The 22,324-nt window shown below is 69.2% G+C and carries 23 protein-coding genes; 15 read left to right on the forward strand and 8 right to left on the reverse strand.

The features are described from left to right. Window positions 1-136 precede the first annotated feature (136 nt). Complete coding sequence (locus ACXAFN_RS07025; protein WP_474987376.1) at window positions 137-1,234, forward strand: TRAP transporter substrate-binding protein; 1,098 nt, start codon at window positions 137-139, stop codon at window positions 1,232-1,234. Window positions 1,235-1,305: 71 nt separating this feature from the next. Here the strand turns inward: ACXAFN_RS07025 and ACXAFN_RS07030 are convergent, their stop codons facing one another. Next, window positions 1,306-1,737 carry a YqaA family protein gene (locus ACXAFN_RS07030; RefSeq protein ID WP_474987378.1) on the reverse strand — a complete coding sequence of 144 codons (432 nt, stop codon included), beginning with the start codon at window positions 1,735-1,737 and terminating at the stop codon, window positions 1,306-1,308. A gap of 63 nt (window positions 1,738-1,800) precedes the next feature. On the opposite strand from ACXAFN_RS07030, the gene thiD reads away from it, so the two are divergent. The 5 genes from thiD to ACXAFN_RS07055 all read left to right on the forward strand — a co-directional run bounded on the left by thiD (window position 1,801) and on the right by ACXAFN_RS07055 (window position 6,242). After that, complete coding sequence (gene thiD, locus ACXAFN_RS07035; RefSeq protein WP_474987380.1) at window positions 1,801-2,622, forward strand: bifunctional hydroxymethylpyrimidine kinase/phosphomethylpyrimidine kinase; 822 nt, start codon at window positions 1,801-1,803, stop codon at window positions 2,620-2,622. A 75-nt stretch (window positions 2,623-2,697) separates the two neighbouring features. Then, window positions 2,698-3,543 carry a universal stress protein gene (locus tag ACXAFN_RS07040; protein WP_474987382.1) on the forward strand — a complete coding sequence of 282 codons (846 nt, stop codon included), beginning with the start codon at window positions 2,698-2,700 and terminating at the stop codon, window positions 3,541-3,543. Window positions 3,544-3,618: 75 nt separating this feature from the next. After that, window positions 3,619-4,185, forward strand: a complete 567-nt coding sequence (locus ACXAFN_RS07045; protein ID WP_474987384.1) for a chalcone isomerase family protein — start codon at window positions 3,619-3,621, stop codon at window positions 4,183-4,185. 62 nt (window positions 4,186-4,247) lie between these two features. Further along, window positions 4,248-4,688, forward strand: coding sequence for a D-aminoacyl-tRNA deacylase (gene dtd, locus ACXAFN_RS07050; RefSeq protein WP_474987386.1), 441 nt, complete (start codon window positions 4,248-4,250; stop codon window positions 4,686-4,688). A gap of 159 nt (window positions 4,689-4,847) precedes the next feature. Continuing rightward, complete coding sequence (locus ACXAFN_RS07055; RefSeq protein WP_474987388.1) at window positions 4,848-6,242, forward strand: uracil-xanthine permease family protein; 1,395 nt, start codon at window positions 4,848-4,850, stop codon at window positions 6,240-6,242. A 6-nt stretch (window positions 6,243-6,248) separates the two neighbouring features. On the opposite strand, the gene ACXAFN_RS07060 is transcribed toward ACXAFN_RS07055, so the two are convergent. Then, on the reverse strand, window positions 6,249-8,189 hold the full coding sequence (locus tag ACXAFN_RS07060) for an ABC-F family ATP-binding cassette domain-containing protein (protein ID WP_474987390.1): 1,941 nt from the start codon (window positions 8,187-8,189) through the stop codon (window positions 6,249-6,251). Between the two features lie 50 nt (window positions 8,190-8,239). On the opposite strand from ACXAFN_RS07060, the gene ACXAFN_RS07065 reads away from it, so the two are divergent. The 7 genes from ACXAFN_RS07065 to ACXAFN_RS07095 all read left to right on the forward strand — a co-directional run bounded on the left by ACXAFN_RS07065 (window position 8,240) and on the right by ACXAFN_RS07095 (window position 14,368). After that, entirely contained in the window at window positions 8,240-8,755 is a 516-nt protein-coding gene (locus ACXAFN_RS07065; RefSeq protein WP_474987391.1) for a TIGR02444 family protein, read from the forward strand. Between the two features lie 100 nt (window positions 8,756-8,855). After that, entirely contained in the window at window positions 8,856-9,878 is a 1,023-nt protein-coding gene (locus ACXAFN_RS07070; protein WP_474987392.1) for a TRAP transporter substrate-binding protein, read from the forward strand. Between the two features lie 182 nt (window positions 9,879-10,060). Further along, window positions 10,061-10,639, forward strand: coding sequence for a TRAP transporter small permease (locus ACXAFN_RS07075; protein ID WP_474987393.1), 579 nt, complete (start codon window positions 10,061-10,063; stop codon window positions 10,637-10,639). Window positions 10,640-10,667: 28 nt separating this feature from the next. Beyond that, window positions 10,668-11,954: a TRAP transporter large permease gene (locus ACXAFN_RS07080; RefSeq protein WP_474987395.1), complete on the forward strand. Its 1,287-nt coding sequence runs from the start codon at window positions 10,668-10,670 to the stop codon at window positions 11,952-11,954. Window positions 11,955-11,981: 27 nt separating this feature from the next. After that, window positions 11,982-12,425: a universal stress protein gene (locus tag ACXAFN_RS07085; RefSeq protein WP_474987489.1), complete on the forward strand. Its 444-nt coding sequence runs from the start codon at window positions 11,982-11,984 to the stop codon at window positions 12,423-12,425. 133 nt (window positions 12,426-12,558) lie between these two features. Then, window positions 12,559-13,275, forward strand: coding sequence for an FKBP-type peptidyl-prolyl cis-trans isomerase (locus tag ACXAFN_RS07090; RefSeq protein ID WP_474987396.1), 717 nt, complete (start codon window positions 12,559-12,561; stop codon window positions 13,273-13,275). Between the two features lie 175 nt (window positions 13,276-13,450). After that, window positions 13,451-14,368, forward strand: coding sequence for an AEC family transporter (locus tag ACXAFN_RS07095; protein WP_474987398.1), 918 nt, complete (start codon window positions 13,451-13,453; stop codon window positions 14,366-14,368). Between the two features lie 492 nt (window positions 14,369-14,860). On the opposite strand, the gene ACXAFN_RS07100 is transcribed toward ACXAFN_RS07095, so the two are convergent. Beyond that, window positions 14,861-15,745, reverse strand: coding sequence for a LysR substrate-binding domain-containing protein (locus ACXAFN_RS07100; protein ID WP_474987400.1), 885 nt, complete (start codon window positions 15,743-15,745; stop codon window positions 14,861-14,863). Window positions 15,746-15,836: 91 nt separating this feature from the next. Between ACXAFN_RS07100 and ACXAFN_RS07105 the strand changes: the two genes are divergently transcribed. After that, a complete protein-coding gene (locus ACXAFN_RS07105; RefSeq protein ID WP_474987402.1) occupies window positions 15,837-16,871 on the forward strand; it encodes a DMT family transporter in 1,035 nt (344 codons plus the stop codon). Window positions 16,872-16,887: 16 nt separating this feature from the next. Here the strand turns inward: ACXAFN_RS07105 and trmB are convergent, their stop codons facing one another. The 3 genes from trmB to thiS form a co-directional block, all read right to left on the reverse strand. Beyond that, window positions 16,888-17,634 (reverse strand): tRNA (guanosine(46)-N7)-methyltransferase TrmB, encoded by a 747-nt coding sequence (gene trmB / locus ACXAFN_RS07110; RefSeq protein WP_474987404.1) that lies wholly within the window; start codon window positions 17,632-17,634, stop codon window positions 16,888-16,890. 35 nt (window positions 17,635-17,669) lie between these two features. Continuing rightward, window positions 17,670-18,467 (reverse strand): thiazole synthase, encoded by a 798-nt coding sequence (locus tag ACXAFN_RS07115; RefSeq protein WP_474987406.1) that lies wholly within the window; start codon window positions 18,465-18,467, stop codon window positions 17,670-17,672. Window positions 18,468-18,540: 73 nt separating this feature from the next. Beyond that, window positions 18,541-18,741, reverse strand: coding sequence for a sulfur carrier protein ThiS (thiS, locus tag ACXAFN_RS07120; protein ID WP_474987408.1), 201 nt, complete (start codon window positions 18,739-18,741; stop codon window positions 18,541-18,543). A gap of 169 nt (window positions 18,742-18,910) precedes the next feature. Here thiS and ACXAFN_RS07125 point away from each other — a divergent pair, with 169 nt between their 5' ends. Continuing rightward, window positions 18,911-19,303, forward strand: coding sequence for a DUF423 domain-containing protein (locus tag ACXAFN_RS07125; protein ID WP_474987490.1), 393 nt, complete (start codon window positions 18,911-18,913; stop codon window positions 19,301-19,303). Here ACXAFN_RS07125 and ACXAFN_RS07130 read toward each other — a convergent pair. Further along, window positions 19,279-19,692 carry a PaaI family thioesterase gene (locus tag ACXAFN_RS07130; RefSeq protein WP_474987410.1) on the reverse strand — a complete coding sequence of 138 codons (414 nt, stop codon included), beginning with the start codon at window positions 19,690-19,692 and terminating at the stop codon, window positions 19,279-19,281. The two genes, ACXAFN_RS07125 and ACXAFN_RS07130, sit on opposite strands and share 25 nt — an antisense overlap. 256 nt (window positions 19,693-19,948) lie before the next feature. Next, window positions 19,949-22,135 carry a malate synthase G gene (locus tag ACXAFN_RS07135; protein ID WP_474987412.1) on the reverse strand — a complete coding sequence of 729 codons (2,187 nt, stop codon included), beginning with the start codon at window positions 22,133-22,135 and terminating at the stop codon, window positions 19,949-19,951. Window positions 22,136-22,324: the final 189 nt, after the last annotated feature.

Below are 22,324 nucleotides of genomic sequence, written 5' to 3' on the forward strand. Positions count from 1 at the left end.
ATGGGGTCGCGCCCCGCTCACGGCGGGGCGGCTATAGTGACTCGCAACCCGCAACCACCGGGAGGGCAGGGCGCCCTCCCGGGTCGCCCGGCCCCGTGGGGCCAATCCCGACAAGGCACACAAGAGAGGGAAACGCATGCAACCGAAAGCACTCGCCATGGCCGTCACCGGCGCCGCCGCCGGCCTGATGCTGGTCTCGGGCGCCGCCCAGGCCCAGGACACCTTCGAGTGGAAGATGGTCACCTCCTGGCCGAAGAACTTCCCCGGCGTCGGCCAGGGCCCGGAACGCCTGTCCGAGCTGGTCGAGCAGATGTCCGACGGCCGTCTGACCATCGAGGTGTTCGGTGCCGGCCAGCTGGTGCCCGGCTTCGAGGTCTTCGACGCCGTATCCGAGGGCACCGCCGAGCTGGGCCATTCCGCCTCCTACTACTGGAAGGGCAAGGCGCCGGCGGCCCAGTTCTTCGCCGCCGTGCCGTTCGGCATGAACGCCCAGGAGATGAACGCCTGGCTGCACTACGGTGGCGGCCTGGAGCTGTGGAACGAGCTCTACGACGACTTCGGGGTCGGCGTCATGGCCGCCGGCGCCTCCGGCGTGCAGATGGGCGGCTGGTACAACGAGGAGATCAACTCCGTCGACGACCTGGACGGCCTCAAGATGCGCATGCCGGGCCTCGGCGGCGAGGTCATGAGCCGCATGGGCGTGGCCATCGTCAACATGCCGGGCGGCGAGATCTTCACCTCCCTGCAGTCCGGGGCCATCGACGCCACCGAGTGGATCGGCCCGTACAACGACCTGGCCTTCGGCCTGCACCAGGCCGCCGACTACTACTACTATCCCGGCTGGCACGAGCCGACGGTGATGTTCGAGGCGATCGTCAACGACGAGGCCATGGCCTCGCTGCCGGACGACCTCCAGGCGATCCTGCGCACCGCGATCCGCGACGTGAACCAGGACGTGCTGGACGAGTACACGGCGCGCAACAACGATGCCCTGGAGACCCTGGTCAACGAGCACGACGTCGAGCTGCGCCGCCTGCCCGACGACGTCCTGGCCCAGGCCAAGGAACACTCCGCGGACGTGGTCGCCGAGCTCGCCGAGTCCAGCGAGATGGCCGGCAAGATCTACGAGTCCTACAGCGCCTTCCAGGAGAAAGTCGTGAACTACCACGCCATCTCCGAGCAGGCCTACTACAACGCCCGCAACCCGGAAGGCGACACCACCTCCGCCGAGTAAGCCGGCGAGTCCGATCGCCGGACAGAAAATAGGCCGCCTTCGGGCGGCCTTCTTGCATCGGGCACATCGCGCTAGCCGCAGTAGGACGCCAGCCAGGCCTCGGCCATGGCCAGTACCACGGCATAGCGCCCGCCCTTGGCGACCAGGATCCACAGCGCGGCCCGCCACCAGGGCAGCCGAAAGATCCCCGCCAGCACGGTGAGTGGATCACCGATCAGCGGCGTCCAGGCCAGCAGCAGGCTGGCCTCGCCGCCGCGGCGATACCAGCGCTCCGCCCGCGCCAGCGCGGCGGGCGAGACCGGGAACCAGCGGCGATCCCGGTAGTGAAGGGCGTATCGCCCCAGCCCCACATTGACCAGGCTGCCCAGCACGTTGCCTGCGGTGGCCACCGCCCACAGCGCCAAGGGCGCCCCGCCCTGGCACCACTGCCGGGCCAGCCAGGCCTCCGAGCCGCCGGGCAACAGGGTGGCGCTGGCCAGGGCGATCATAAAGAGGCTCAGCATGGCCGTCGGCCGCCGCCCTGGCGTATGCTAGGCGCCGGATTCACGCCACAAGACGACAACATCATGCCCTCCATCCCCCATACCCTGACCATCGCCGGCTCCGACCCTTCGGGCGGCGCGGGTCTGCAGGGCGACCTCAAGACCCTCTCGGCGCTGGGCACCTACGCCACCAACGTGATCACCGCGGTGATCGCCCAGAACACCCGGGGCGTGGCCGCCGTGCACCCGGTGCCGGCGACGGTGATCGGCGAGCAGCTCGAGAACCTGCTCGACGACGTGCGCATCGACGCGGTGAAGATCGGCATGGTCGCCGACCGCGCGGTCGCCGAGACCCTGGCCGAGACGCTCGAGCGGCGCCGGCCGCGCTGGATCGTACTCGACCCGGTGATGGTGGCCAAGAGCGGCGACGTGCTGGTCGACCCCGCGGGCATCGCCGCGGTGCGAGACATCCTGGTGCCGCTGGCCGATGTCATTACTCCCAACCTGCCCGAGGCGGCGGTGCTGCTCGAGGCCGAGGCACCGCGCAGCCCGGACGCCATGGAGGCCATGCTGCCCGGCCTCCAGGCCCTGGAGGCCCCCTATGTACTGCTCAAGGGTGGCCACCTGAGCGGCGAATCCTGCCCCGACCTGCTGGCCACCCCCGAGGGCAGCCAGTGGCTGCCGGCGCCACGCATCGCCACCGACAACCTGCACGGCACCGGCTGTGCGCTGTCCTCGGCCATCGCCGCCCGCCTCGCTCACCTGCCCCACGACGCCACGGGGCCGGCCATCGTCGAGGCCATCGGCGAGGCCAAGCGCTGGCTGCACGCCGCCCTGGACGCCAGCCATCGGCTGGAGGTGGGCCACGGCCGCGGTCCGGTGCATCACTTCCACGCCTGGTGGTAGCGAGATCGGCTTGCAGGGTCGGCGGAGGCCGCCCATCCTGAAACGGTCATCTTCCGGCCGTACGAGGGTTGTGCCATGTCCCGCACCCTGCTGTTCGCCTGTGATCTCTCCGCCGAGAACCGCGCCGCCTTCGCCCGCGCCATCCGGCTGGCGAACGAGGCCGGCGCCCGGCTCGACATCGTCCACGTGCTCGATCCCTACCTGCCCCGGCGGGTCCTCCACGACCTGGAGGAGGCGGTGGTGGCCGACATCGCCGCCACCCTGACCGACATTCGCGAGGACTACGCCCTGCCGGAACCGGCCAGCCTGATCCAGACGGTGGCCGGCTCGCCCTATGCCGAGATCATTCGCGAGGCCCACGAGCGCGAGGCCGACATGATCGTCCTCGGCGCCCATCGCAAGCGTGGCCAGCCGGACCTGGTCGGCGGCACCACCCTGGCGCGGGTGCTGCGCAGCGCGCCCTGCCCGGTGCTCTCGGTGAGCCATCCCGCCACCCAGGCCTGGCACGACATCCTGGTGCCGGTGGATTTCTCGCTGACCTGCCGCCACACCCTGCGCGAGACCCTCAAGCGCTTCCCCGAGGGCCGACTGACCCTGCTGCACGCCTGGAACATCCCCGGCGAGCGGGAGCTGGGCTCCGACAGCGACTATGCCCGCTGGCGAGACCAGGAGGTGGCCAAGCTGCGCCGCCACCTGGAACAGGAGACCGAGCAGCTGATGAGCGAGCTCGACGACGTTCCCGAACTGGAACTCGAACTCGAGCAGGGCGACCCCCTGGAGGTGCTGATGACGCGCCTGCGCCGCCAGCCGCCCGACCTGCTGGCGCTGGGCAGCCGCGGCCAGCTGGGCCGCCAGAGCCAGATCACCGAGCGCCTGCTGGCCGAGCCCCACTGCGACATCATGCTGTGCCGGGCCTGGTAGGGTCATGAATTGTACAGAACCTATACACAATATCGGTGTCGACACAGGACAACGCATCCGCCAAGGAGACCACCCATGCCGATTCGACACCGGCCCCTCGACGCCCTGCTGCTGGCCCTGATCCTCGGCGCCACGCCCGCCGTCGCCGAGGTCTCGGTCAAGGACGCTCGCTTTGCCTCGACCCAGGACATCAACGGCCGCCCCTTCCAGCTGATCGGTCACGGGCTGTTCCGCTACATGATCTGGGACGCCTACGCCGGCGCCTACTACCAGGCCCGGGGCTATCCGCGGCCCGCGCCGCAGTCGGCCGAGGTCCCCCGGCGCCTGGAGCTCGAGTACTTCCACGCCATCGAGGCCGGCGACTTCGCCGAGGTCACCCGCGACACCCTTCGCGAACAGCTCGGCGCGACCGAGTTCCAGGCACTGGAGCCGGCGCTGTCGGCCTTCAACGCCCGCTATCGGGACGTTTCCCCGGGGGATCGCTATGCGCTGACCTGGAACGACCAGACACTGCGCCTGTCGCTTAACGGCGAGCCGCTCTACGAAGCGGCGGAACCGGCGCTGGCCGACGCCCTGTTCGGCATCTGGCTCGGCGAGGCGCCGCTGGGCGAAGGTTTCCGGGACGCCCTGCTGGGGCGCTGAAGCCGGGCGTGCTAGGCTGCCGGCTTTTGCCAGCCGCCGAGGGCGGTAAGAGGGAAAGAGCCATGAAAGCCCTGATCCAGCGCGTTCGCCATGCCAGCGTGACGGTCGACGACCGCGAGACCGGCGCCATCGACCACGGCCTGCTGGCGCTGGTCGGCGTCGAAAAGGAGGACGACGAACGGCAGGCCGAGCGGCTGCTGCACAAGCTGCTGCACTATCGCGTGTTTTCCGATGCGCAAGGCAAGATGAACCTCAACCTGCAGCAGGCCGAGGGTGGGCTGCTGCTGGTCTCCCAGTTCACCCTGGCCGCCGATACCCGCAAGGGCCTGCGCCCGAGCTTCTCCAGCGCCGCGCCGCCGGCCGAGGGCGAACGGCTCTTCGCCTATCTGGTCGAGCGCGCCAGCGCCGCCTGGCCGCGGGTCGCCACCGGCGAGTTCGGCGCCGACATGCAGGTGGCCCTGGTCAACGACGGCCCGGTGACCTTCCTGCTGGAGAGCCGCTAGCCCCGACGGCCCGAGGGGCGTGCCGCATCGCGCAGCGATACCCGGCGCATGGCCAACGCCCCCTCCTTTGGTCTTAGTCTCAGAATTTGGAAATATTTTGCGCATAGTGGACAATGCCCGCCTCAAGTTGTGTACAAAAACAAGCGGTGATTGTCCCCTATGCCTAACCACACCACCTCGGTCTTCGAGTTCCAGGGGCGCCCGCCCCTGACCCGGGCCCTGCCGCTCTCCCTGCAGCATATCCTGGCCATGATCATGGGCACGGTGACCGTGCCGATCATCGTGGCGGGCGCCGTCGGCGCGAGCCTCGCCGACACCATGCTGCTGATCCAGATCTCGCTGCTCGGCTCCGGCCTCGCCACGCTGCTCCAGCTGTATGGCGTGCATCGCTTCGGCGCGCGGCTGCCGGCGATCTTCGGGGTCGGTTTCGCCTATGTGCCGACCCTCACCGCCGTGGGCGCCCAGTACGGCATCGAAGGCATCCTCGGCGCCCAGCTGGTCGGCGGTGTGGCGATGATCCTGGTGGGGCTTGGCATCCAGCGCATCCGCCACTTCTTCCCGCCGGTGGTCGCCGGCACCGTGGTGCTGGTGATCGGGCTGTCGCTCTACGACATCGCCATCAACTACATGGGTGGCGGCGTCGACCAGCCGGGCTATGGAGACCCCGAACAATGGCTGGTGGCCCTGGTCACCCTGGCCGTGGTACTGGCGATCTCGCAGTTCGCCCGGGGCTTCCTGAAACTGGCGGCGATCATCTGCGGCATCCTGGTCGGCTATGGCCTGTCCCTGGCGCTGGGCATGGTGGACTTCTCGCCGGTGCGCGAGGCGGCCTGGGTCAGTGCCCCCGAACTGATGCCCTTCTCCCTGGAGTTCCACCCCTCCGCCATCGTTTCGATCCTGATCATCTGCGTGATCAACTCGGTGCAGACGGTCGGCGACCTCTCGGCCACCACCGTGGGCGGCCTGGACCGCGAGCTGGAGCGCCGGGAGCTCGCCGGCGGGCTGCTGGGCAACGGCCTGTGCACCCTGGCGGGCACCCTGTTCGGCGCCCTGCCCACGTCCACCTACAGCCAGAACGTGGGCATCGTGGCGATGACCAAGGTCATCAGCCGCACCGTGCTGGCGCTGGCGGCGGGCTTCATGCTACTGGCCGGGCTGATGCCCAAGGTCGGCGCGCTGATGACCACCATTCCCTACCCGGTGCTGGGCGGCGCCACCGTCACGGTATTCGGCATGATCACCATGACCGGGATCCAGCTGCTGACCCGCGACGAGCTGTCGTCGCGCAACGTCACCATCGCCAGCCTGGCGATCGCCCTGAGCATGGGGATCTTCGCCGCCCCGGGCGCCATCGACGGATTCCCGGAAATGGTCCAGCTGGTGATCGGCGGCTCGCCGATCGTGGTCGCCGCCGTGGTCGCGATCGGTTTGAATCTCGCCCTGCCCCGCAAGAGCCTCGACGACGAGCGCCGCGAGCGCGAGGCGATCGCCGCCAGCATGCAGGAGGAGAGCGACGGCGCCGGGGCGCTGGGCGAGGCGCGCACCTCCTCCTGAGCCCGGTCAGCCCTGGAGCTCGGCCTCGAGCCGCTCCAGGGCCTCCTCCGCCGCCAGCCATTCCTGCTCCAGCTCGCCGAGCCGCGACGCCAGGTCGGCCTGCTCGGCCAGCCGGGCGGTAAGCTCGTCCTTGCGCGCCTCGTCGGTGTACAGCTCGGCATCGGCCAGTACCGCCTCCACCTTGGCGAGCGACGCCTGCACCTTGTCCATCTCGCGCTCGGCGACGTCGCGCTCGCGCTTCAACGGGCGCAGCCTGTCGCGCAGCTCGGCGGCGGCACGCCGCGCCGCCTTGCGATCCTCCTTCGGCGCCTCGGCGGCCTCCTGGCGCTCGGCCTTGTCGGCCCGCGCCTCGCGGCGCTCGTGCTCGAGTCGTGTGCGCAGCCAGGTCCGGTAGTCGTCCAGGTCGCCGTCGAAGGGGGTGACGCGGTGGTCGGCGACCCGCCAGAACTCGTCCACGGTGGCCCGCAGCAGGTGGCGGTCGTGGGACACCACGATCACCGTGCCCTCGAAGCTCGCCAGCGCCTCGGTGAGCGCCTCGCGCATCTCCAGGTCGAGGTGGTTGGTGGGCTCGTCGAGCAGCAGCAGGTTGGGCTTCTGCCAGGCCACCAGGGACAGCGCCAGGCGCGCCTTCTCGCCGCCGGAGAAGCGTCCCACCTCGGCGAAGACGTCGTCGCCGTGGAAGCCGAAGCCCCCCAGGAACTTGCGGATATCCAGGTCGGCGGCCCGCGGCGAGAGCCGCTGGACGTGCAGGAAGGGCGTCGCCGAGAGGTCGAGCCCCTCCAGCTGGTGCTGGGCGAAGTAGCCGATGGCCAGGTGCTCGCCGGGCACTCGGCGACCGCCGAGCAGCGGCAGCTCTCCGGTCAGCGACTTGATCAGCGTCGACTTGCCGGCGCCGTTGGGACCCAGCAGGCCGATGCGCTGGCCCGGCTGCAGCGTCAGGTCGACGTCCTCGAGCTGGACGGCCTCGCCCTCCTCGCCGCGATAGCCGAGCCGCGCCTCGTCCAGTACCAGCAAGGGATGCGAAGTGCGGTCGGCGGACGGCAGGGTGAAATGGAAGGGCGAGTCGACGTGGGCCACGGCGATCTCGCCCATGCGCTCGAGCATCTTCAGCCGGCTCTGGGCCTGGCGGGCCTTGGTGGCCTTGTAGCGGAAGCGCGCCACGAAGCGCTCGATCTCCTCCTTGCGCGCCTGCTGCTTGGCCGCCTCGGCCTGCTGCAGGGCCAGCTTCTCGGCGCGGGTGCGCTCGAAGGTCGAGTAGTTGCCGCGATACAGCACCAGGGAGCGACGATCGAAGTGCACGATGTGGTCGCAGACGGCGTCCAGGAAGTCGCGGTCGTGGGAGATCAGCAGCAGGGTGCCCGGGTAGCGGGTCAGCCACTGTTCGAGCCACAGCAGCGCATCGAGGTCCAGGTGGTTGGTGGGCTCGTCGAGCAGCAGCAGATCCGACGGCATGAACAGGGTGCGCGCCAGGTTGACGCGCATCCGCCAGCCGCCGGAGAAGTCCGACAGCGGGCGGGCCAGGTCGGCCTGCTCGAAGCCCAGCCCGACCAGCAGCTGGGCGGCCCGGGCCGGGGCGCTGTAGCCGTCGAGCGCCTCGATGGTGCCGTGCAGTTCCGCCTCGCGATGGGCCTCGCCGGCGGCCTGGGCCGCCTCGAGGGACGCCTCGGCCTCGCGCAGGGCCCGGTCGCCGTCCAGCACGTAGTCCTGGATGCTGCGTCCGAGCGCCTCGACCTCCTGGGCCATGTGGGCGATGCGCTGCCCGCCGCTCATCTCGAGCTCGCCGCGGTCGGGGGCGAATTCGCCGCGCAACAGGCCGAACAGGCTCGACTTGCCGGCCCCGTTGGGCCCCACGATGCCCGCCTTGTGGCCGGCGTGCAGGGTCAGGTCGGCGTTCTCGAGCAGCGCTTGGGTGCCGCGTTGCAGGGAAACTTGGCGCAGTGCAATCATGAAGGCTCCACAGGAAGGCATAGGGCCGCCGCCGTGACGACAGCCGAATCATGACGCCCGATTCTACCGAATTGCCGACGCCTCTGCGGGCACGGCTGGCGGCCGAGCCGCTGTGGGACTTCGCCCTGGCCTTCTATGGCCGCCCCGGCGTGGAGGCCGCCTGCCTGCACCTGCAGGACGATGCCGGCGTCGACGTGCTCGAGTTGCTGTGGCGACTCTGGCTGTTTCGTCATGGCCTGGCCGCCGGCGACTTCCCCGAGGCGATCAGGCGCTGGCAGGACGAGGTCACCGCCCCCTTGCGCCGAGTGCGCCGCCGTCTCAAGGCGGAAGCCGGCGCACGCGAGAGCGTCGCCGCATTGCGCCGGCGGCTCAAGGACGCCGAGCTGGCGGCCGAGCGCGAGGCGTTGTCCCGCTTGGAAGCCTGGAGCCTCGCCGGGGGTGCCGTGCACCGGCTGTCGCCCGCGGGAGCGCCGCTGGAAAATGTGCTGCCTTTTTGCGCACAGCAACAGAAAAAATCGCATCTGGCGGCGTTGAGAAGGTTAAAAGCCCAGCTTGACCCCTCCTAAACTCCCGGCTAGCCTGAATAAACACTGTAAAAACAAAACCTTCGTTTCGTCGCGCGAATCGTCCCGCTTTCGCCGACAATACCTGCAGAGGAAGCGCATAATGAAGGCACACAAGCTGTTGACCACCGCCGGCATCGGTGCCCTGATGCTCGGCATGTCCACCGCCGCCTATTCGGACAACTGGCGTTACGCCCACGAGGAGTACGAGGGCGATGTACAGGACGTATTCGCCCAGGAGTTCAAGCGCTATGTGGAGGAGAATTCCGACCACAGCGTTCAGGTCTACCGCTTCGGTGAACTCGGCGAGTCCGACGACATCATGGAGCAGACCCAGAACGGCATCCTGCAGTTCGTCAACCAGTCTCCCGGTTTCACCGGCGCCCTGATTCCGGCGGCCCAGATCTTCTTCATCCCCTATCTGATGCCGACCGACATGGACACCGTGCTCGAGTTCTTCGACGAGAGCAAGGCCATCAACGAGATGTTCCCCGAGCTCTACGCCGAGCACGGCCTGAAGCTGCTGCAGATGTATCCGGAAGGCGAGATGGTGGTCACCGCCGACGAGCCGATCACCGAACCCGCGGACTTCGACAACAAGAAGATCCGCGTGATGACCAACCCGCTGCTCGCCGAGACCTACAACGCCTTCGGCGCCACCCCGACCCCGCTGCCCTGGGGCGAGGTCTACGGCGGCCTTCAGACCGGCATCATCGATGGCCAGGAAAACCCGATCTTCTGGATCGAGTCCGGCGGCCTCTACGAGGTCTCCCCGAACCTGACCTTCACCGGTCATGGCTGGTTCACCACCGCCATGATGGCCAACATGGACTTCTACGAAGGGCTGTCCGACGAGGACCAGCAGCTGGTGCAGGACGCCACCGACGCGGCCTATGACCACACCATCGAGCACATCCAGGGCCTGGCCGAGGATTCCCTGGCCAAGATCCAGGAAGCCTCCGACGAGGTCACCGTGACCCGCCTGACCGACGAGCAGATCGCTGCCTTCAAGGAGCGCGCCCCGCAGGTCGAGGAAGAATTCCTCGACATGACCGGCGAAGACGGCGCGGCACTGCTCGAGCAGTTCAAGGCCGACCTCGAGGCCGTGCAGCAAGAAGAAGGATAAGCGCGATCCCACCACAGATCGTCGCGACGGGGGCAGCCTGGCTGCCCCCGATTTGTTTCCGGCCCCGGCGGCAACGTTCATCCAACGTTGACCCGTCGGGCGCTCGACATGGCGCCGAACCATTACGCTGCTCGACAGGGACGCCGCTTCGTCGCCATCTCCGCTGACAAGGGAGTACGCCCATGACCGAAGAAGATTCCGAAAAGCACTACCGCTCGGGGCTGCCGGGCTTTCTCGGCATCATCGACACCTTCATCAGCAAGGTCGAGGCGGTGATCCTGGCCGTCGGCGTATTGCTGATGGCGTTCAACACCATCGCCAACGTCATCGGTCGCTTTGCCCTCGGCGAGAGCATCTTCTTCACCGGCGAGGTCAACCGCATCCTGATCATCATGATCACCTTCGCCGGCATCGGCTATGCGGCGCGTCACGGTCGCCACATCCGCATGTCGGCGATCTACGATGCCCTGCCGGTCGGCGGTCGCCGCGCGCTGATGATCACGATCTCGCTGTTCACCTCTCTGGTGATGTTCTTCCTGCTCTACTACTCCGTGCTCTATATCCTCGATCTCTACGACAAGGGACGCATCCTGCCGGCACTGGGCTTTCCCATCTTCATCATCTATATCTGGGTCCCGCTGGGCTTCTTGATCACCGGCATCCAGTACCTGCTCACCGCCATCAAGAACATGACGTCGCGGGACGTCTACCTGTCGACCTCGGTGCTCGACGGCTACAAGGATACGGAAACGGAAGTCTGACGCAGGGCATTGCCCGGGGGAACGCAAGATGACGACAGTAATGGTGGTAACCATGATAGCCCTGCTTTTGCTGGGCTTTCCGATGATGATCCCGCTGATCACCGCGGCGGTCATCGGCTTTTTCATGATGTTCAACGGCCTGGGTCAGATGGAGACCCTGATCCAGCAGATGATGGCGGGCATCCGGCCGGCCTCGCTGATCGCGGTGCCGATGTTCATCCTCGCCGCCGACATCATGACGCGGGGCCAGTCGGCGGAGCGCCTGATCAACATGGTGATGTCCTTCATCGGCCACGTGAAGGGAGGCCTGGCGGTCAGCACGGCCGCGTCCTGTACCCTCTTCGGCGCCGTCTCCGGCTCCACCCAGGCCACGGTGGTGGCGGTGGGCTCGCCGCTGCGCCCGCGCATGCTCAAGGCCGGCTACTCGGACTCCTTCACCCTGGCGCTGATCATCAACTCCAGCGACATCGCCTTCCTGATCCCGCCCAGCATCGGCATGATCATCTACGGGGTCATCTCCGGCACCTCCATCGGCGAGCTGTTCATCGCCGGCATCGGCCCCGGGCTGCTGATCCTCTTCATGTTCTCCCTCTATTGCGTGGCCTATGCCGTGATCCGCAAGGTGCCCACCGAGCCCAAGACCAACTGGGGCGAACGCTTCAGCGCGGTGCGCATGGCGCTGTGGCCGCTGGGCTTCCCGGTGATCATCGTCGGCGGCATCTACGGCGGCATCTTCAGCCCCACCGAGGCCGCCGCGGCCTGCGTGCTGTACGCCGTCCTGCTCGAGTTCGTGGTCTTCCGCTCGCTGAAGATCAACGACATCTACGCCATCGCCAAGTCCACCGGCCTGATCACCGCGGTGGTGTTCATCCTGGTTGCGGTGGGTAACGGTTTCTCCTGGATCATCTCCTTCGCCCAGATTCCCCAGACGATCCTCGAGGCCGTGGGCATCAACGAGGCCGGCCCCACCGGGGTGCTGATCGCGATCTGCATCGCCTTCTTCGTGGCCTGCATGTTCGTCGACCCCATCGTGGTCATCCTGGTGCTGACGCCGATCTTCGCTCCGGCCGTGGAGGCCACCGGCCTGGACCCGGTGCTGGTCGGCATCCTGATCACCCTGCAGGTGGCCATCGGCTCGGCGACGCCGCCCTTCGGCTGCGATATCTTCACCGCCATCGCCATCTTCAAGCGCCCCTACCTGGACGTGATCAAGGGCACGCCGCCGTTCGTGTGCCTGCTGATCCTCGCCGCCGCCCTGCTGATCATGTTCCCGCAGATCGCCCTGTTCCTGCGCGACCTGGCCTTCAACGGCTGATCCGGGACACCTAGAGGAGAGGTCATGATGTTCAAGCGAATCATGGTGCCGGTGGATGGCTCCAAGGGGGCAATCAAGGCGTTGGACAAGGCGGTGGCGCTCCAGCGGCTCACCGACGCGGAGCTCTACGTCCTGTGCGTGTTCAAGCATCACAGCCTGCTCGAGGCCTCGCTGTCCATGGTCCGGCCCGAGAGGCTCGACATTCCCGACGATGCCCTCAAGGAATACGCCACCGAGATCGCCGTGCAGGCCAAGGCCCACGCCGCCGAGCTCGGCGTGCCTGCCGACAAGGTACGGGCCTTCGTCAAGGGCGGGCGCCCATCGCGGACCATCGTGCGCTTCGCCCGCAAGCGCGACTGCGACCTGATCGTGATCGGCGCCCAGGGCACCAACGGCGACAAGGGTTTGCTGCTGGGCAGCGTCTCGCAGCGGGTGGCCGGCTCCGCGCACTGCCCGACCCTGGTCGTCTAGGCCGCCTTTCTCCCCCGCCCTGGCCGGGCCGGCTCCGCCTCGTTGCGACGGGTGCGGAACCGGCCCGGCCCTGTTAGAGTCCCAAGGATTCCATCCACCACGGCGCCAAGGCGCCAGAACACAAGGCATTTTCATGAAGAGACTGCTGACCACCGCTTCCCTGACGGCCCTGCTGACCGCCGCCCCGCTGGCCCTCGCCGCGCCGGAAAGCGACGAGGAAAAGCTCGGCTACAGCCTCGGCGCGACCCTGGGCAAGAGCATCCAGCAGGACGTCGAGGACCTCGATATCGACGCCTTCACCCAGGCCGTCCGCGACGTCTTCGCCGGCGAGGGGCTGGAGATGAGCGACGAGGAGATGGCCTCGACCATGCAGGCCTTCCAGCAGCAGGCCATGGAAGAGCGAGCCGCCGAGGCCGAGAAGCGCGCCGAGGCCAACCAGGCCGAGGGCGAGGCCTACCAGGCCGAGAACGCCGAGCAGGACGGCGTGACCGTCACCGACTCCGGCCTGCAGTATCGCGAGCTCGAGTCCGGCGACGGTGCCACTCCGGGTGCCGAGGACACCGTCGAGGTCAACTACGAGGGCAAGCTGATCGACGGCACCGTCTTCGACAGCTCCTACGAGCGCGGCGAGCCGGTGAGCTTCCGGGTCGGCCAGGTCATCGAGGGCTGGCAGGAGGCCCTGCAGCTGATGAGCGTCGGCGACACCTGGGAAGTCGTGATTCCCGCCGACCTCGCCTACGGCACCCGCGGCCAGGGCCCGATCGGTCCCAACGAGACCCTGGTGTTCAAGGTCGAGCTGCTCGACGTCACGCCCGCCGACGAGGCGCAGGGCGACAACGGCGAAGGCTGATGCGCCGCGCATGACGCCCAGGACCGCACTGCTGGCGGCCGGCCTCTGCCTGGGGCCGGCCGCCGCGCTTCAGGCCCCGGCGGAGTCCGAATGGGCCGGCGAGAGACATCCGCCGATCCGCGACCATGACGTTCTCGCTCGGGTGACACAAACCGACACGTGAGGAGGACACGTCATGGAAGGCGTCGCCGGGGCCCTCGGCCCCCTGTTCCTGCTGATCCTGCTGGGGGCGGCCCTGGGCCGTGGACCCTGGCCGGGCGGCGACTTCTGGCCGCGCCTCGAGGGGCTGATCTACTACCTGCTGTTCCCCGCCATGCTCCTGGCCACCCTGGCCGAAGCCGATATCGGCCGCGTGCCGGTCGCCCGGCTGGCCCTGACGCTGCTCGGCGCCATGCTGCTGCTGGGCAGCGGGCTCTGGGCGCTGCGCCATCGCCTCGGGCTGGACACCCCGGCCTTCACCTCGGTGTTCCAGGGGGCCCTGCGCTTCAACACCTACGTCGGGGTGGCCGGGGCCGCCGCCCTTCACGGCCCCGCCGGCGCCACCGTGGCGGCGGTGGCCGTGGCCCTGATGGTGCCGGTGGTCAACGTGCTGTGCGTGCTCACCTTTCTCGCCGCCGGCACCCTCGGCGCGGGGGGCCTGCGCACCAGCCTCGCGGCACTGGCCCGCAATCCGCTGATCCTGGCCTGCCTGGCCGGGATCGCCCTCAACGTGTCGGGCCTCGGCCTGCCCGGCTGGAGCCGCGAGGCGGTCGGCCTGCTCGGCCGGGCGGCCCTGCCGCTGGGCCTGGTGGCGGTGGGCGTCGCGCTGCGTCCCCGGGCGCTGCTGCGTGGCGATGCAGGCGTCTGGGCGGCCAACCTGATCAAGCTGCTGGTGCTGCCGGCCCTGGTGCTGGGCATCGCGCTGCTGGTCGGCCTGGGCCCGGTCAGCCGCGACGTGGCGCTGCTCTTCGCCGCCCTGCCCACCGCCACCTCGGCCTATATCCTGGCCCGTCAGCTGGGCGGCGACGCCGAACTGATGGCGGCCCTGATCACCGGCCAGACGCTGCTCGCCATGCTCAGCCTGCCGCTGTGGTTGCGCCTGGCCGCAGGGTGAATAAAAAACATTCTCGTTTTCATTGACAGTTCGCCGCGACCTGTCTTACCTTGAGGCCATGGCGCGGATGAGGCGCCATGGCCCACGGGAGCCTTGCCAGTCTGCCGTGGGGTTTCTCCTCCTCATTGCTAGTCACGGTCTCTTGCCGCCCCACCCGGGGCGGCTTTTTCGTTGGTACGCGTTGCGCTTCCCCGGGGCTCGGGCGTCTCAGGGCTCGTAGGCGTCAGGCCCCGTGCGCTGCCAATCCGTTCGTGACACACTTTCCGCACCGCAAATAAAAAATGTTCTCGTTTTCATTGACGACACAAACGAGAATGATTTACTCTACATGCATGGCGTTGATGAGGCGCCATCCCGGACGGGGTTCAGCCAGTGTCCCGCTCCGGATTCTCCTCCTCATTGCTAGTCACGGTCTTTGCCGCCCCGCCCAGGGCGGCTTTCTTTTGCGATACCCTCAGGGGAGTGCCTCGGCCGCCGTCATGGCGGCCTTTTTTATTCGCGCTGGCCCAGCCGCGCCTGGATCAACGCCCCCAGGGCCTCCACGGCCGGCCAGGAAGCGGCGGACACCCGGCGCCCGTAGTGCAGCTCGGCCCGACACCCCGGCAAGGGCGGCAGGCCCTCGGCCTCGCCCAGCTCGCGCATGGCCGGCGTCAGCCGGTCACGCTCGAGGATGCTCACCGCCAGGCCGGCCTCCACCGCGGTCTCCAGGGCATGGATGCTGGTACTGGTGAAGACCGCGTGCCAGGGTCGGCCGCCGGCCTCCAGCACCTCGACCCCGAGCTGCCGGTAGGGGCAGTCCACCGGATGCAGCGCCAGCGGCAAGGGGGCCTCCGGCGTCAGCGCCAGCTCGCGGGCACCGGCCCAGACCGGCATGGTCCGCCACAGCGGCTCACCGCCGACCAGCCGGTGGGGACGGTCCAGGGCCACGATCAGCGACAGTTCGCCGCGCTCCAGGCGCCTGGCCAGCTCGCCGCTGGTGGCGGTCACCGCCTCCAGCACCACGTCGGGATGGCGGGCCAGGAAGTCCGGCAGCAACCGCCCCACCAGGCGGCTGGCGTAGTCCTCCGGCATGCCGAAACGCACCCGCCCGGTGAGCCCGCGACCGCTGATGCGCGCCACCAGGCCATCGTGGTGGCGCAGCAGCTCGCGGGCCTCGCCGAGCAGCGCCTCGCCGCTCGCCGTGAGGGTCATGCCGCGAGCGCCACGCACCAGCAGCCGGCTGTCCAGGCGCGCCTCGAGACGCTTGATCTGCATGCTGAGGGCGCTGACGGTGCGGTGCCGTTCCTCCGCCGCCGCCGCCAAAGTGCCCAGGCGCGCCACCGCCACGAAGCTGCGCAGGGCCTCCAGGTCCAGGGTCTGTGACAAGGCTTCAGGCATATTGAAGTCTCGATCAAAAAAGTTTCGATTCCCTGAAGACGTTAGCCGGTCCAGACTCGCTTGCGCAAGCTCGAGGGAAGGAGGCAGACCCATGCTGGCGATACGACAGATTCGACTCCCGCGCTTCCGGCGTCCGCTGCGGCTGGCGGGCCTACTTATCGCGCTGGGTTTCGTGCTGTGCTGGAGCAGCGGCTTCGTGGGCAGCCGACTGGCCGTGGCCGTCGACACCCCGCTGCTGTCGCTGTACGCCTGGCGCTTCGCCCTGGCCACCCTGCTGGCGGCCCTATGGGTCCTGCTCACCCCCCGGTGGTGCGCCGCCGTTCGCGACCTCCGCGCCTTGGGCCTCGAGGCACTGGTAGGCAGCCTGACGGTGGGCGGCTACCTGCTGGCCATGCTGTTGGCGGTGGAGAACGGCGTCGGTGCCGGCGTGGCGGCGCTGCTCGGCGCCCTGCAGCCGCTGGCGGCCACGTTGCTGGCCGGCGGGCTGCTCGGCGAGCGGCCGCGCCTGGCGCAGTGGCTGGGGCTGGTGGTGGCGACCCTGGGGGCGGGGTTGAGCGTGTTGGGCGACCTGCAGGGGCTGGGCGGCGCGCCGCTCTGGGCCTACGGGCTACCGCTACTGGCGGTGGGCGCGGTGAGCCTGGGCAGCGTGCTGAGCGCCGGGCGGCCGGCGACCCTGCCCATGGCGGTGCGGCTGACCGCCCAACTGGCGGCGGCCACGGCGGTCTTCGGGCTCGCCGCCCTGGCCCGGGGCGAGGGGCTGCCCGCGCCGGCGCCGACGGCCCAGACGCTCAGCGTCCTGGCCTGGCTGATCGTGCTCGCCACCTTCGGCGGCTACGGCTTCTTCAACGCCAGCCTGCAGCGTTTCGGGGTGAGCCAGAGCGCGGCCCTGGTCGCCCTGACCCCGGCCGCGACCCTGGCCGCCACGGCGCTGCTGTTCGGCGAATGGCCGGGGCCGTTGGGCGTCGCCGGCATGGCCCTGGCCCTGGCCGGGGCCGCGGCGGCCTTGGCGAGCGGGGGACGTCGCGGCCGCGGAGCCGGCGGTCATGTCGCCACCGCCAGCCCGACGGTGCGGCGCAAGCCGCGGCGCGTGGTCAGGCCGAGTGCCCCGACGTCACGCCGGGGCTGAACGCCGGTCGGGAGGGTCAGTCGGCGCGGCGGAAGATCAGGTCCCACACGCCGTGGCCGAGCTTCTCGCCGCGCCGCTCGAACTTGGTCAGCGGGCGGAACTCGGGCCGCGGCACATAGGGGGCCGTCGCCTCGGTGGCGGTGTTTGCGTAGCCCGGCGCCTCGGCCATCACCTCGGCCATCCACTCGGCGTAGGCCGCCCAGTCGGTGGCCATGTGCAGGGTCCCGCCGGGCGCGAGGCGGGTGCGCACCAGCGCGACGAAGGCCGGCTGGACGATGCGCCGCTTGTGGTGTTTCTTCTTCGGCCAGGGATCGGGGAAGAACAGCTGCAGGGTCGAGAGGCTGGCCTCGGGCAGGCACTGCTCGAGCACCGCCAGGGCATCCTCGCGATAGACCCGCAGGTTGGTCAGGCCCCGCTTGTCGGCCTCGTCGAGCAGCTTGCCGACGCCGGGGGCGTGGACCTCGATGCCGATGAAGTCGGTGTCGGGGTGGGTCTCGGCCTGCTCGATCAGCGAGGCACCCATGCCGAAGCCGATCTCCACCACCACCGGGGCCCGACGACCGAACAGCCTCTCGAGGTCCTGGCGGCCGTCGGCCAGCGTCAGCCCCAGCCGCGGCCAGACCTCCTCGAGGCCACGGGTCTGGGCGGCGGTCATGCGCCCGGCGCGCAGCACGTAGCTCTTGATGCCGCGGCGGTGCAGCGGGGCGTCGGGACTCTCGGGACCGGTGGTCGGGCCCTGGTCGGGGCGTTGCGGATCGTTCATGCGCGGCGTCGAAACTCGAGATGGGAAGTGAAAGATCAGGCGTTGATGCGCCCGGCCAGCGGCGAGGACGGATCGGCGCCCTGGCGGCGCGGCATGCGCCCGGCGAGGAAGGCCTCGCGGCCGGCCTGGACGGCCTGCTTCATGGCCCCGGCCATGCGCACCGGCTGGCGGGCATGGGCGATGGCGGAGTTCATCAGCACCCCGTCGCAGCCGAGTTCCATGGCCAGGGCGGCCTCGGAGGCGGTGCCGATGCCGGCGTCCACCAGCACCGGCACCCCGGCCTGCTCGATGATCAGGCGAATGTTGTGCGGGTTCTGGATGCCGTGGCCGGAGCCGATCAGCGAGCCCAGCGGCATCACCGCGCAACAGCCGATGCGCTCCAGCTCCCGGGCGACGATGGGGTCGTCGCTGGTGTAGACCATGACGTCGAAGCCGTCCTCGACCAGCGTCTCGGCGGCGGCCAGGGTCTCCACCACGTTGGGGTAGAGCGTGGTGTCGTCGCCCAGTACCTCGAGCTTGACCAGGTTGTGGCCATCGAGCAGCTCGCGGGCCAGCCGGCAGGTGCGCACCGCATCCTTGGCCGTATAGCAGCCGGCGGTGTTGGGCAGCAGGGTATAGCGGTCCGGTGAGACCACGTCGAGCAGGTTGGGCGCCGAGGCGTCCTGCCCCAGGTTGGTGCGACGCACGGCGAAGGTCACCATCTCGGCACCGCTGGCGGCGATGGCCTCACCGGCCTCGTCGAAGTCGCGGTACTTGCCGGTGCCCACCAGCAGGCGCGAGGCGAACTCGCGGCCGGCGACGCGCAGCGGCGTGTCCTGGAAGAAGTCGGTCATGGGTGTAGTTCTCCTATGGCTCGGGGAAAGCGCTGATTCGAAGGGCGAGCGCAGCGATCAATCAGTGTTTTCCTTAGCCGCCGCCGATGGCATGGACGATCTCCACCCGGTCGCCGTCGGCCAGGCGCGTCTCGCCATGGGCGCTCCTGGGGACGATCTCCTCGTTGACCTCCACGGCGATGCGGCGTCCGGTCAGGCCGAGGGACTCGACCAGTTGGGCCACGGAGGCTTCGGCCTCCAGGCGACGCTCCTCGCCATTGAGCTGGATCTGCATGGCATCCTCCGGGGCTGCGATTTCGCGGGCCCATATTGTAGCGCCTCGAGGCCCGCCCGGGTACGGTAAGCGCGTGAGAGGACGCGGGGTCATCACGCCGCGGGGCGACCCCGGCGTCGGTACCCTGCTCCAAGGTTGCGACGATGACCCCCAGGGAGCACAGGACGAGATGCGGGATCGAGGCTGGTGGTTGGTAGTGGCGCTGTGCGGCGCCCTGACGGTGATGGCCGGCGCCTTCGGCGCCCATGCCTTGAACGAAACGCTGTCCGCGCGGCTGATGGCGGTCTACGAAACCGGAGTGCGCTACCAGGCCTGGCACACCCTGGCGATGCTCGGCGTGCTGGCCTGGCGGGCCAGCACGCCGCTGGCCGGCCAGCGCCTGACCCTCGGCCTGTGGCTGGCCGGCACCGGGCTCTTCTCGGGCTCGCTATATGCCCTCGCGCTCACCGGCCTGGGCCCCCTGGGCGCGATCACCCCGCTCGGCGGCGGGCTGCTGATCGCCGGCTGGCTGGCGCTGGCCGTCGCGGCCTGGCGCAGTCAATCAGCGTCCGGCAATACATAGGTCGCCGTGACCAGCGCTACCGGCTCCTCCTCGCCGTCGGAGAACAGTTGCACCTCGCCCACCGCCAGCCGCCGCCCCAGCTTGAGCAGCCGGGCATTGGCGATGAGGTCGCGATCGCCCCGGGGGCGACGCAGGAAGCGGCAGTGCAGGTCGCTGGTGACCGCCATCGGCTCGGGTCCGATCTGGGCGAGGATCGCCACGTAGAGGCAAACGTCCGCGAGCCCCATCAGGGTCGGCCCGGAGACGCTGGCGCCGGGGCGCAGGTGCTCGTCCTCGATGGCCAGGCTCATGGTGGCCCGATGGTCGCCGACGCCCTCGATGGTGCCGGCGCGCTGGGGAAACACCTCGTCGAGAAACTCCTCGATGGCGGCGGCGGTCATCACGGTCATGGGCGCGCTCCCTGCGGCGAATGGAGATGGCCCCAAGATAGCCCAGCCCGACGGTCGCGCACAGTGGCCACGAGCCACGAGCCACGAGCCACGAGCCACGAGCCACGAGCACCACTCTAAGCTCCTACCCCGGGTTCACAACCCGAGCCCGCAGCCCGCAGCCCGCAGCCCGCAGCCCGCAGCCCGCAGCCCGCAGCCCGCAGCCCGCAGCCCGCAGCCCGCAGCCCGCAGCCCGCAGCCCGCAGCCCGCAGCCGATTATCCCGCCTTGTGCACGGCCCGCCAGTGATGCAGCAGCGGCTCGGTATAGCCGGCGGGCTGCTCGAGGCCCTTGAACACCAGGTCCGCGGCGGCCTGGAAGGCATGGGAGGCCGCGAAGTCGGCGCTCATCGGCCGATAGGTCGGGTCGCCGGCGTTCTGGTCGTCGACCACCTTGGCCATGCGTTCCAGGGTCGCCCGCACGCGATCGGCATCGACCACGCCGTGATGCAGCCAGTTGGCCACGTGCTGGCTGGAGATGCGCAGGGTGGCGCGGTCTTCCATCAGGCCCACGTCATGGATGTCCGGCACCTTGGAGCAGCCCACGCCATGCTCGACCCAGCGCACCACGTAGCCGAGGATGCCCTGGCAGTTGTTGTCCAGCTCCTGCTGGATCTCCTCGTCGCTCCAGGTCGGGGACTCGGCCACCGGCACACTGAGCAAGTCGTCCAGCAGCTTATCCATGAAGGCCGGCTCGCCCTGGGCTTCCAGCTCGCGCTGCACCTCGGTCACGCTGACCTGGTGATAGTGTAGGGCATGCAGGGTGGCGGCGGTGGGCGACGGCACCCAGGCGGTGTTGGCCCCGGCCTTGGGGTGGCCGATCTTCTGCTCGAGCATGGCGGCCATCAGGTCCGGCATGGCCCACATGCCCTTGCCGATCTGGGCGCGGCCGCGCAGCCCGCAGGCCAGGCCGGTCTGGACGTTGTTGCGCTCGTAGGCACCGATCCAGGCGGCGTGCTTCATGTCGCCCTTGCGCACCATCGGCCCGGCCTGCATGGCGGTGTGCATCTCGTCGCCGGTGCGATCGAGGAAGCCGGTGTTGATGAACACCACCCGCGAGGTGGCCTCGTTGATGCAGGCCTTGAGGTTGACGGAGGTGCGGCGCTCCTCGTCCATGATACCCATCTTGAGGGTATCGCGGGCCATGCCCAGCAGGTCCTCGATGCGCCCGAACAGCTCGTTGGCGAAGGCCACTTCCGCCGGGCCGTGCATCTTGGGCTTGACGATGTATACCGAGCCCTCGCGGGAGTTGCGTGCCTCACCGGCGCCCTTCTGCAGGTCGCGCAGGGCGATCAGGCTGGTGACGATGCCGTCGAGAATGCCTTCCGGCAGCTCGTTGCCCTCGGCATCCAGTACCGCCGGGGTGGTCATCAGGTGGCCGACGTTGCGCACGAACAGCAGCGAGCGGCCAGGCAGGGTCACCTCGCCGCCATCCGGCGTGGTCCAGGTGCGATCCGCCGCCAGCCGGCGGGTGAAGCTCTTGCCGCCCTTCTCGATCTGCTCCTCGAGGTCGCCCTTCATCAGGCCCAGCCAGTTGGCGTAGACGCCGACCTTGTCCTCGGCATCCACCGCCGCCACCGAATCCTCGCAGTCCATGATCGCGGTCAGCGCGGACTCGACGATCACGTCCTTGACCCCGGCCGGGTCGGTCTTGCCGATCGGGTGGCCGGCGTCGACCTGGATCTCCAGGTGCAGGTCGTGATTGACCAGCAGCACCGAGGACGGCGCGTTCGCCTCGCCCTGGTAGCCGACCAGCTTGCCCGGTTCCTTGAGGCCGGTCTCGCGACCGCCTTCCAGGGTCACCACCAGGTGGCCGTCGCGCAGCGCATAGCCGACCGCCTCGCGGTGGGAGCCGGTGGCCAGCGGCGCGGCACGATCGAGCACGCCCCGGGCGTAGGCGATGACCTTCTCGGCGCGCTTGGGATTGAAGCTGTCGCCCTTCTCGGCGCCGCCTTCCTCGGCGATGGCATCGGTGCCGTAGAGGGCGTCGTAGAGGCTGCCCCAGCGGGCGTTGGCGGCGTTGAGCGCATAGCGGGCGTTGTTCACCGGCACCACCAGCTGCGGCCCGGCCTGAGCGGCGATCTCGCGGTCGACGTTGCCGGTGGTCACGGCCACCTCGGCGGGCGCCGGCTGCAGGTAGCCGATGCGCTCGAGGAAGCCGCGATAGGCGGCCATGTCGCGTACCGGGCCCGGCTGCTCGCGGTGCCAGCCGTCGAGCTCGGCCTGCAGGCGATCGCGCTCGGCGAGCAGTTCGCGGTTCTTCGGTGTCAGATCATGGAAGAGGGCGTCGACGCCGGCCCAGAAGGCCTCGGGATCGATGCCGGAGCCCGGCAGGGCCTGGTCATGGATGAAGCGGTCCAGCTCGGCGGCCACCTGCAGGCGGTGGCGGGTGATGCGTTGGGTCATGGGTCGTTCTCCTATGCAGGGCGTTTCGGCGCTCCCCTGGCACCGAGCGGCCGGACAGGGAAAGGTGACTGCGTCATGACAATTTTGTGGAAAATACTTCCACATGTAAACCCGAAGCCTGCGAACCACCCCGCAGACTAGACCAATAGACGAGATCCCGGCGTTGGACGGCCGACCCGCCACCACGCT

The sequence above is a fragment of the Halomonas sp. ABH4_019 genome (assembly GCF_056159885.1).

Bases quoted from the DNA above. Each gene is read 5' to 3' on its own strand.
- ACXAFN_RS07025 (WP_474987376.1), top strand. From the start codon at position 137: ATGCAACCGAAAGCACTCGCCATGGCCGTCACCGGCGCCGCCGCCGGC.
- ACXAFN_RS07030 (WP_474987378.1), bottom strand. From the start codon at position 1,737: ATGCTGAGCCTCTTTATGATCGCCCTGGCCAGCGCCACCCTGTTGCCC.
- thiD (WP_474987380.1), top strand. From the start codon at position 1,801: ATGCCCTCCATCCCCCATACCCTGACCATCGCCGGCTCCGACCCTTCG.
- ACXAFN_RS07040 (WP_474987382.1), top strand. From the start codon at position 2,698: ATGTCCCGCACCCTGCTGTTCGCCTGTGATCTCTCCGCCGAGAACCGC.
- ACXAFN_RS07045 (WP_474987384.1), top strand. From the start codon at position 3,619: ATGCCGATTCGACACCGGCCCCTCGACGCCCTGCTGCTGGCCCTGATC.
- dtd (WP_474987386.1), top strand. From the start codon at position 4,248: ATGAAAGCCCTGATCCAGCGCGTTCGCCATGCCAGCGTGACGGTCGAC.
- ACXAFN_RS07055 (WP_474987388.1), top strand. From the start codon at position 4,848: ATGCCTAACCACACCACCTCGGTCTTCGAGTTCCAGGGGCGCCCGCCC.
- ACXAFN_RS07060 (WP_474987390.1), bottom strand. From the start codon at position 8,189: ATGATTGCACTGCGCCAAGTTTCCCTGCAACGCGGCACCCAAGCGCTG.
- ACXAFN_RS07065 (WP_474987391.1), top strand. From the start codon at position 8,240: ATGACGCCCGATTCTACCGAATTGCCGACGCCTCTGCGGGCACGGCTG.
- ACXAFN_RS07070 (WP_474987392.1), top strand. From the start codon at position 8,856: ATGAAGGCACACAAGCTGTTGACCACCGCCGGCATCGGTGCCCTGATG.
- ACXAFN_RS07075 (WP_474987393.1), top strand. From the start codon at position 10,061: ATGACCGAAGAAGATTCCGAAAAGCACTACCGCTCGGGGCTGCCGGGC.
- ACXAFN_RS07080 (WP_474987395.1), top strand. From the start codon at position 10,668: ATGACGACAGTAATGGTGGTAACCATGATAGCCCTGCTTTTGCTGGGC.
- ACXAFN_RS07085 (WP_474987489.1), top strand. From the start codon at position 11,982: ATGTTCAAGCGAATCATGGTGCCGGTGGATGGCTCCAAGGGGGCAATC.
- ACXAFN_RS07090 (WP_474987396.1), top strand. From the start codon at position 12,559: ATGAAGAGACTGCTGACCACCGCTTCCCTGACGGCCCTGCTGACCGCC.
- ACXAFN_RS07095 (WP_474987398.1), top strand. From the start codon at position 13,451: ATGGAAGGCGTCGCCGGGGCCCTCGGCCCCCTGTTCCTGCTGATCCTG.
- ACXAFN_RS07100 (WP_474987400.1), bottom strand. From the start codon at position 15,745: ATGCCTGAAGCCTTGTCACAGACCCTGGACCTGGAGGCCCTGCGCAGC.
- ACXAFN_RS07105 (WP_474987402.1), top strand. From the start codon at position 15,837: ATGCTGGCGATACGACAGATTCGACTCCCGCGCTTCCGGCGTCCGCTG.
- trmB (WP_474987404.1), bottom strand. From the start codon at position 17,634: ATGAACGATCCGCAACGCCCCGACCAGGGCCCGACCACCGGTCCCGAG.
- ACXAFN_RS07115 (WP_474987406.1), bottom strand. From the start codon at position 18,467: ATGACCGACTTCTTCCAGGACACGCCGCTGCGCGTCGCCGGCCGCGAG.
- thiS (WP_474987408.1), bottom strand. From the start codon at position 18,741: ATGCAGATCCAGCTCAATGGCGAGGAGCGTCGCCTGGAGGCCGAAGCC.
- ACXAFN_RS07125 (WP_474987490.1), top strand. From the start codon at position 18,911: ATGCGGGATCGAGGCTGGTGGTTGGTAGTGGCGCTGTGCGGCGCCCTG.
- ACXAFN_RS07130 (WP_474987410.1), bottom strand. From the start codon at position 19,692: ATGACCGTGATGACCGCCGCCGCCATCGAGGAGTTTCTCGACGAGGTG.
- ACXAFN_RS07135 (WP_474987412.1), bottom strand. From the start codon at position 22,135: ATGACCCAACGCATCACCCGCCACCGCCTGCAGGTGGCCGCCGAGCTG.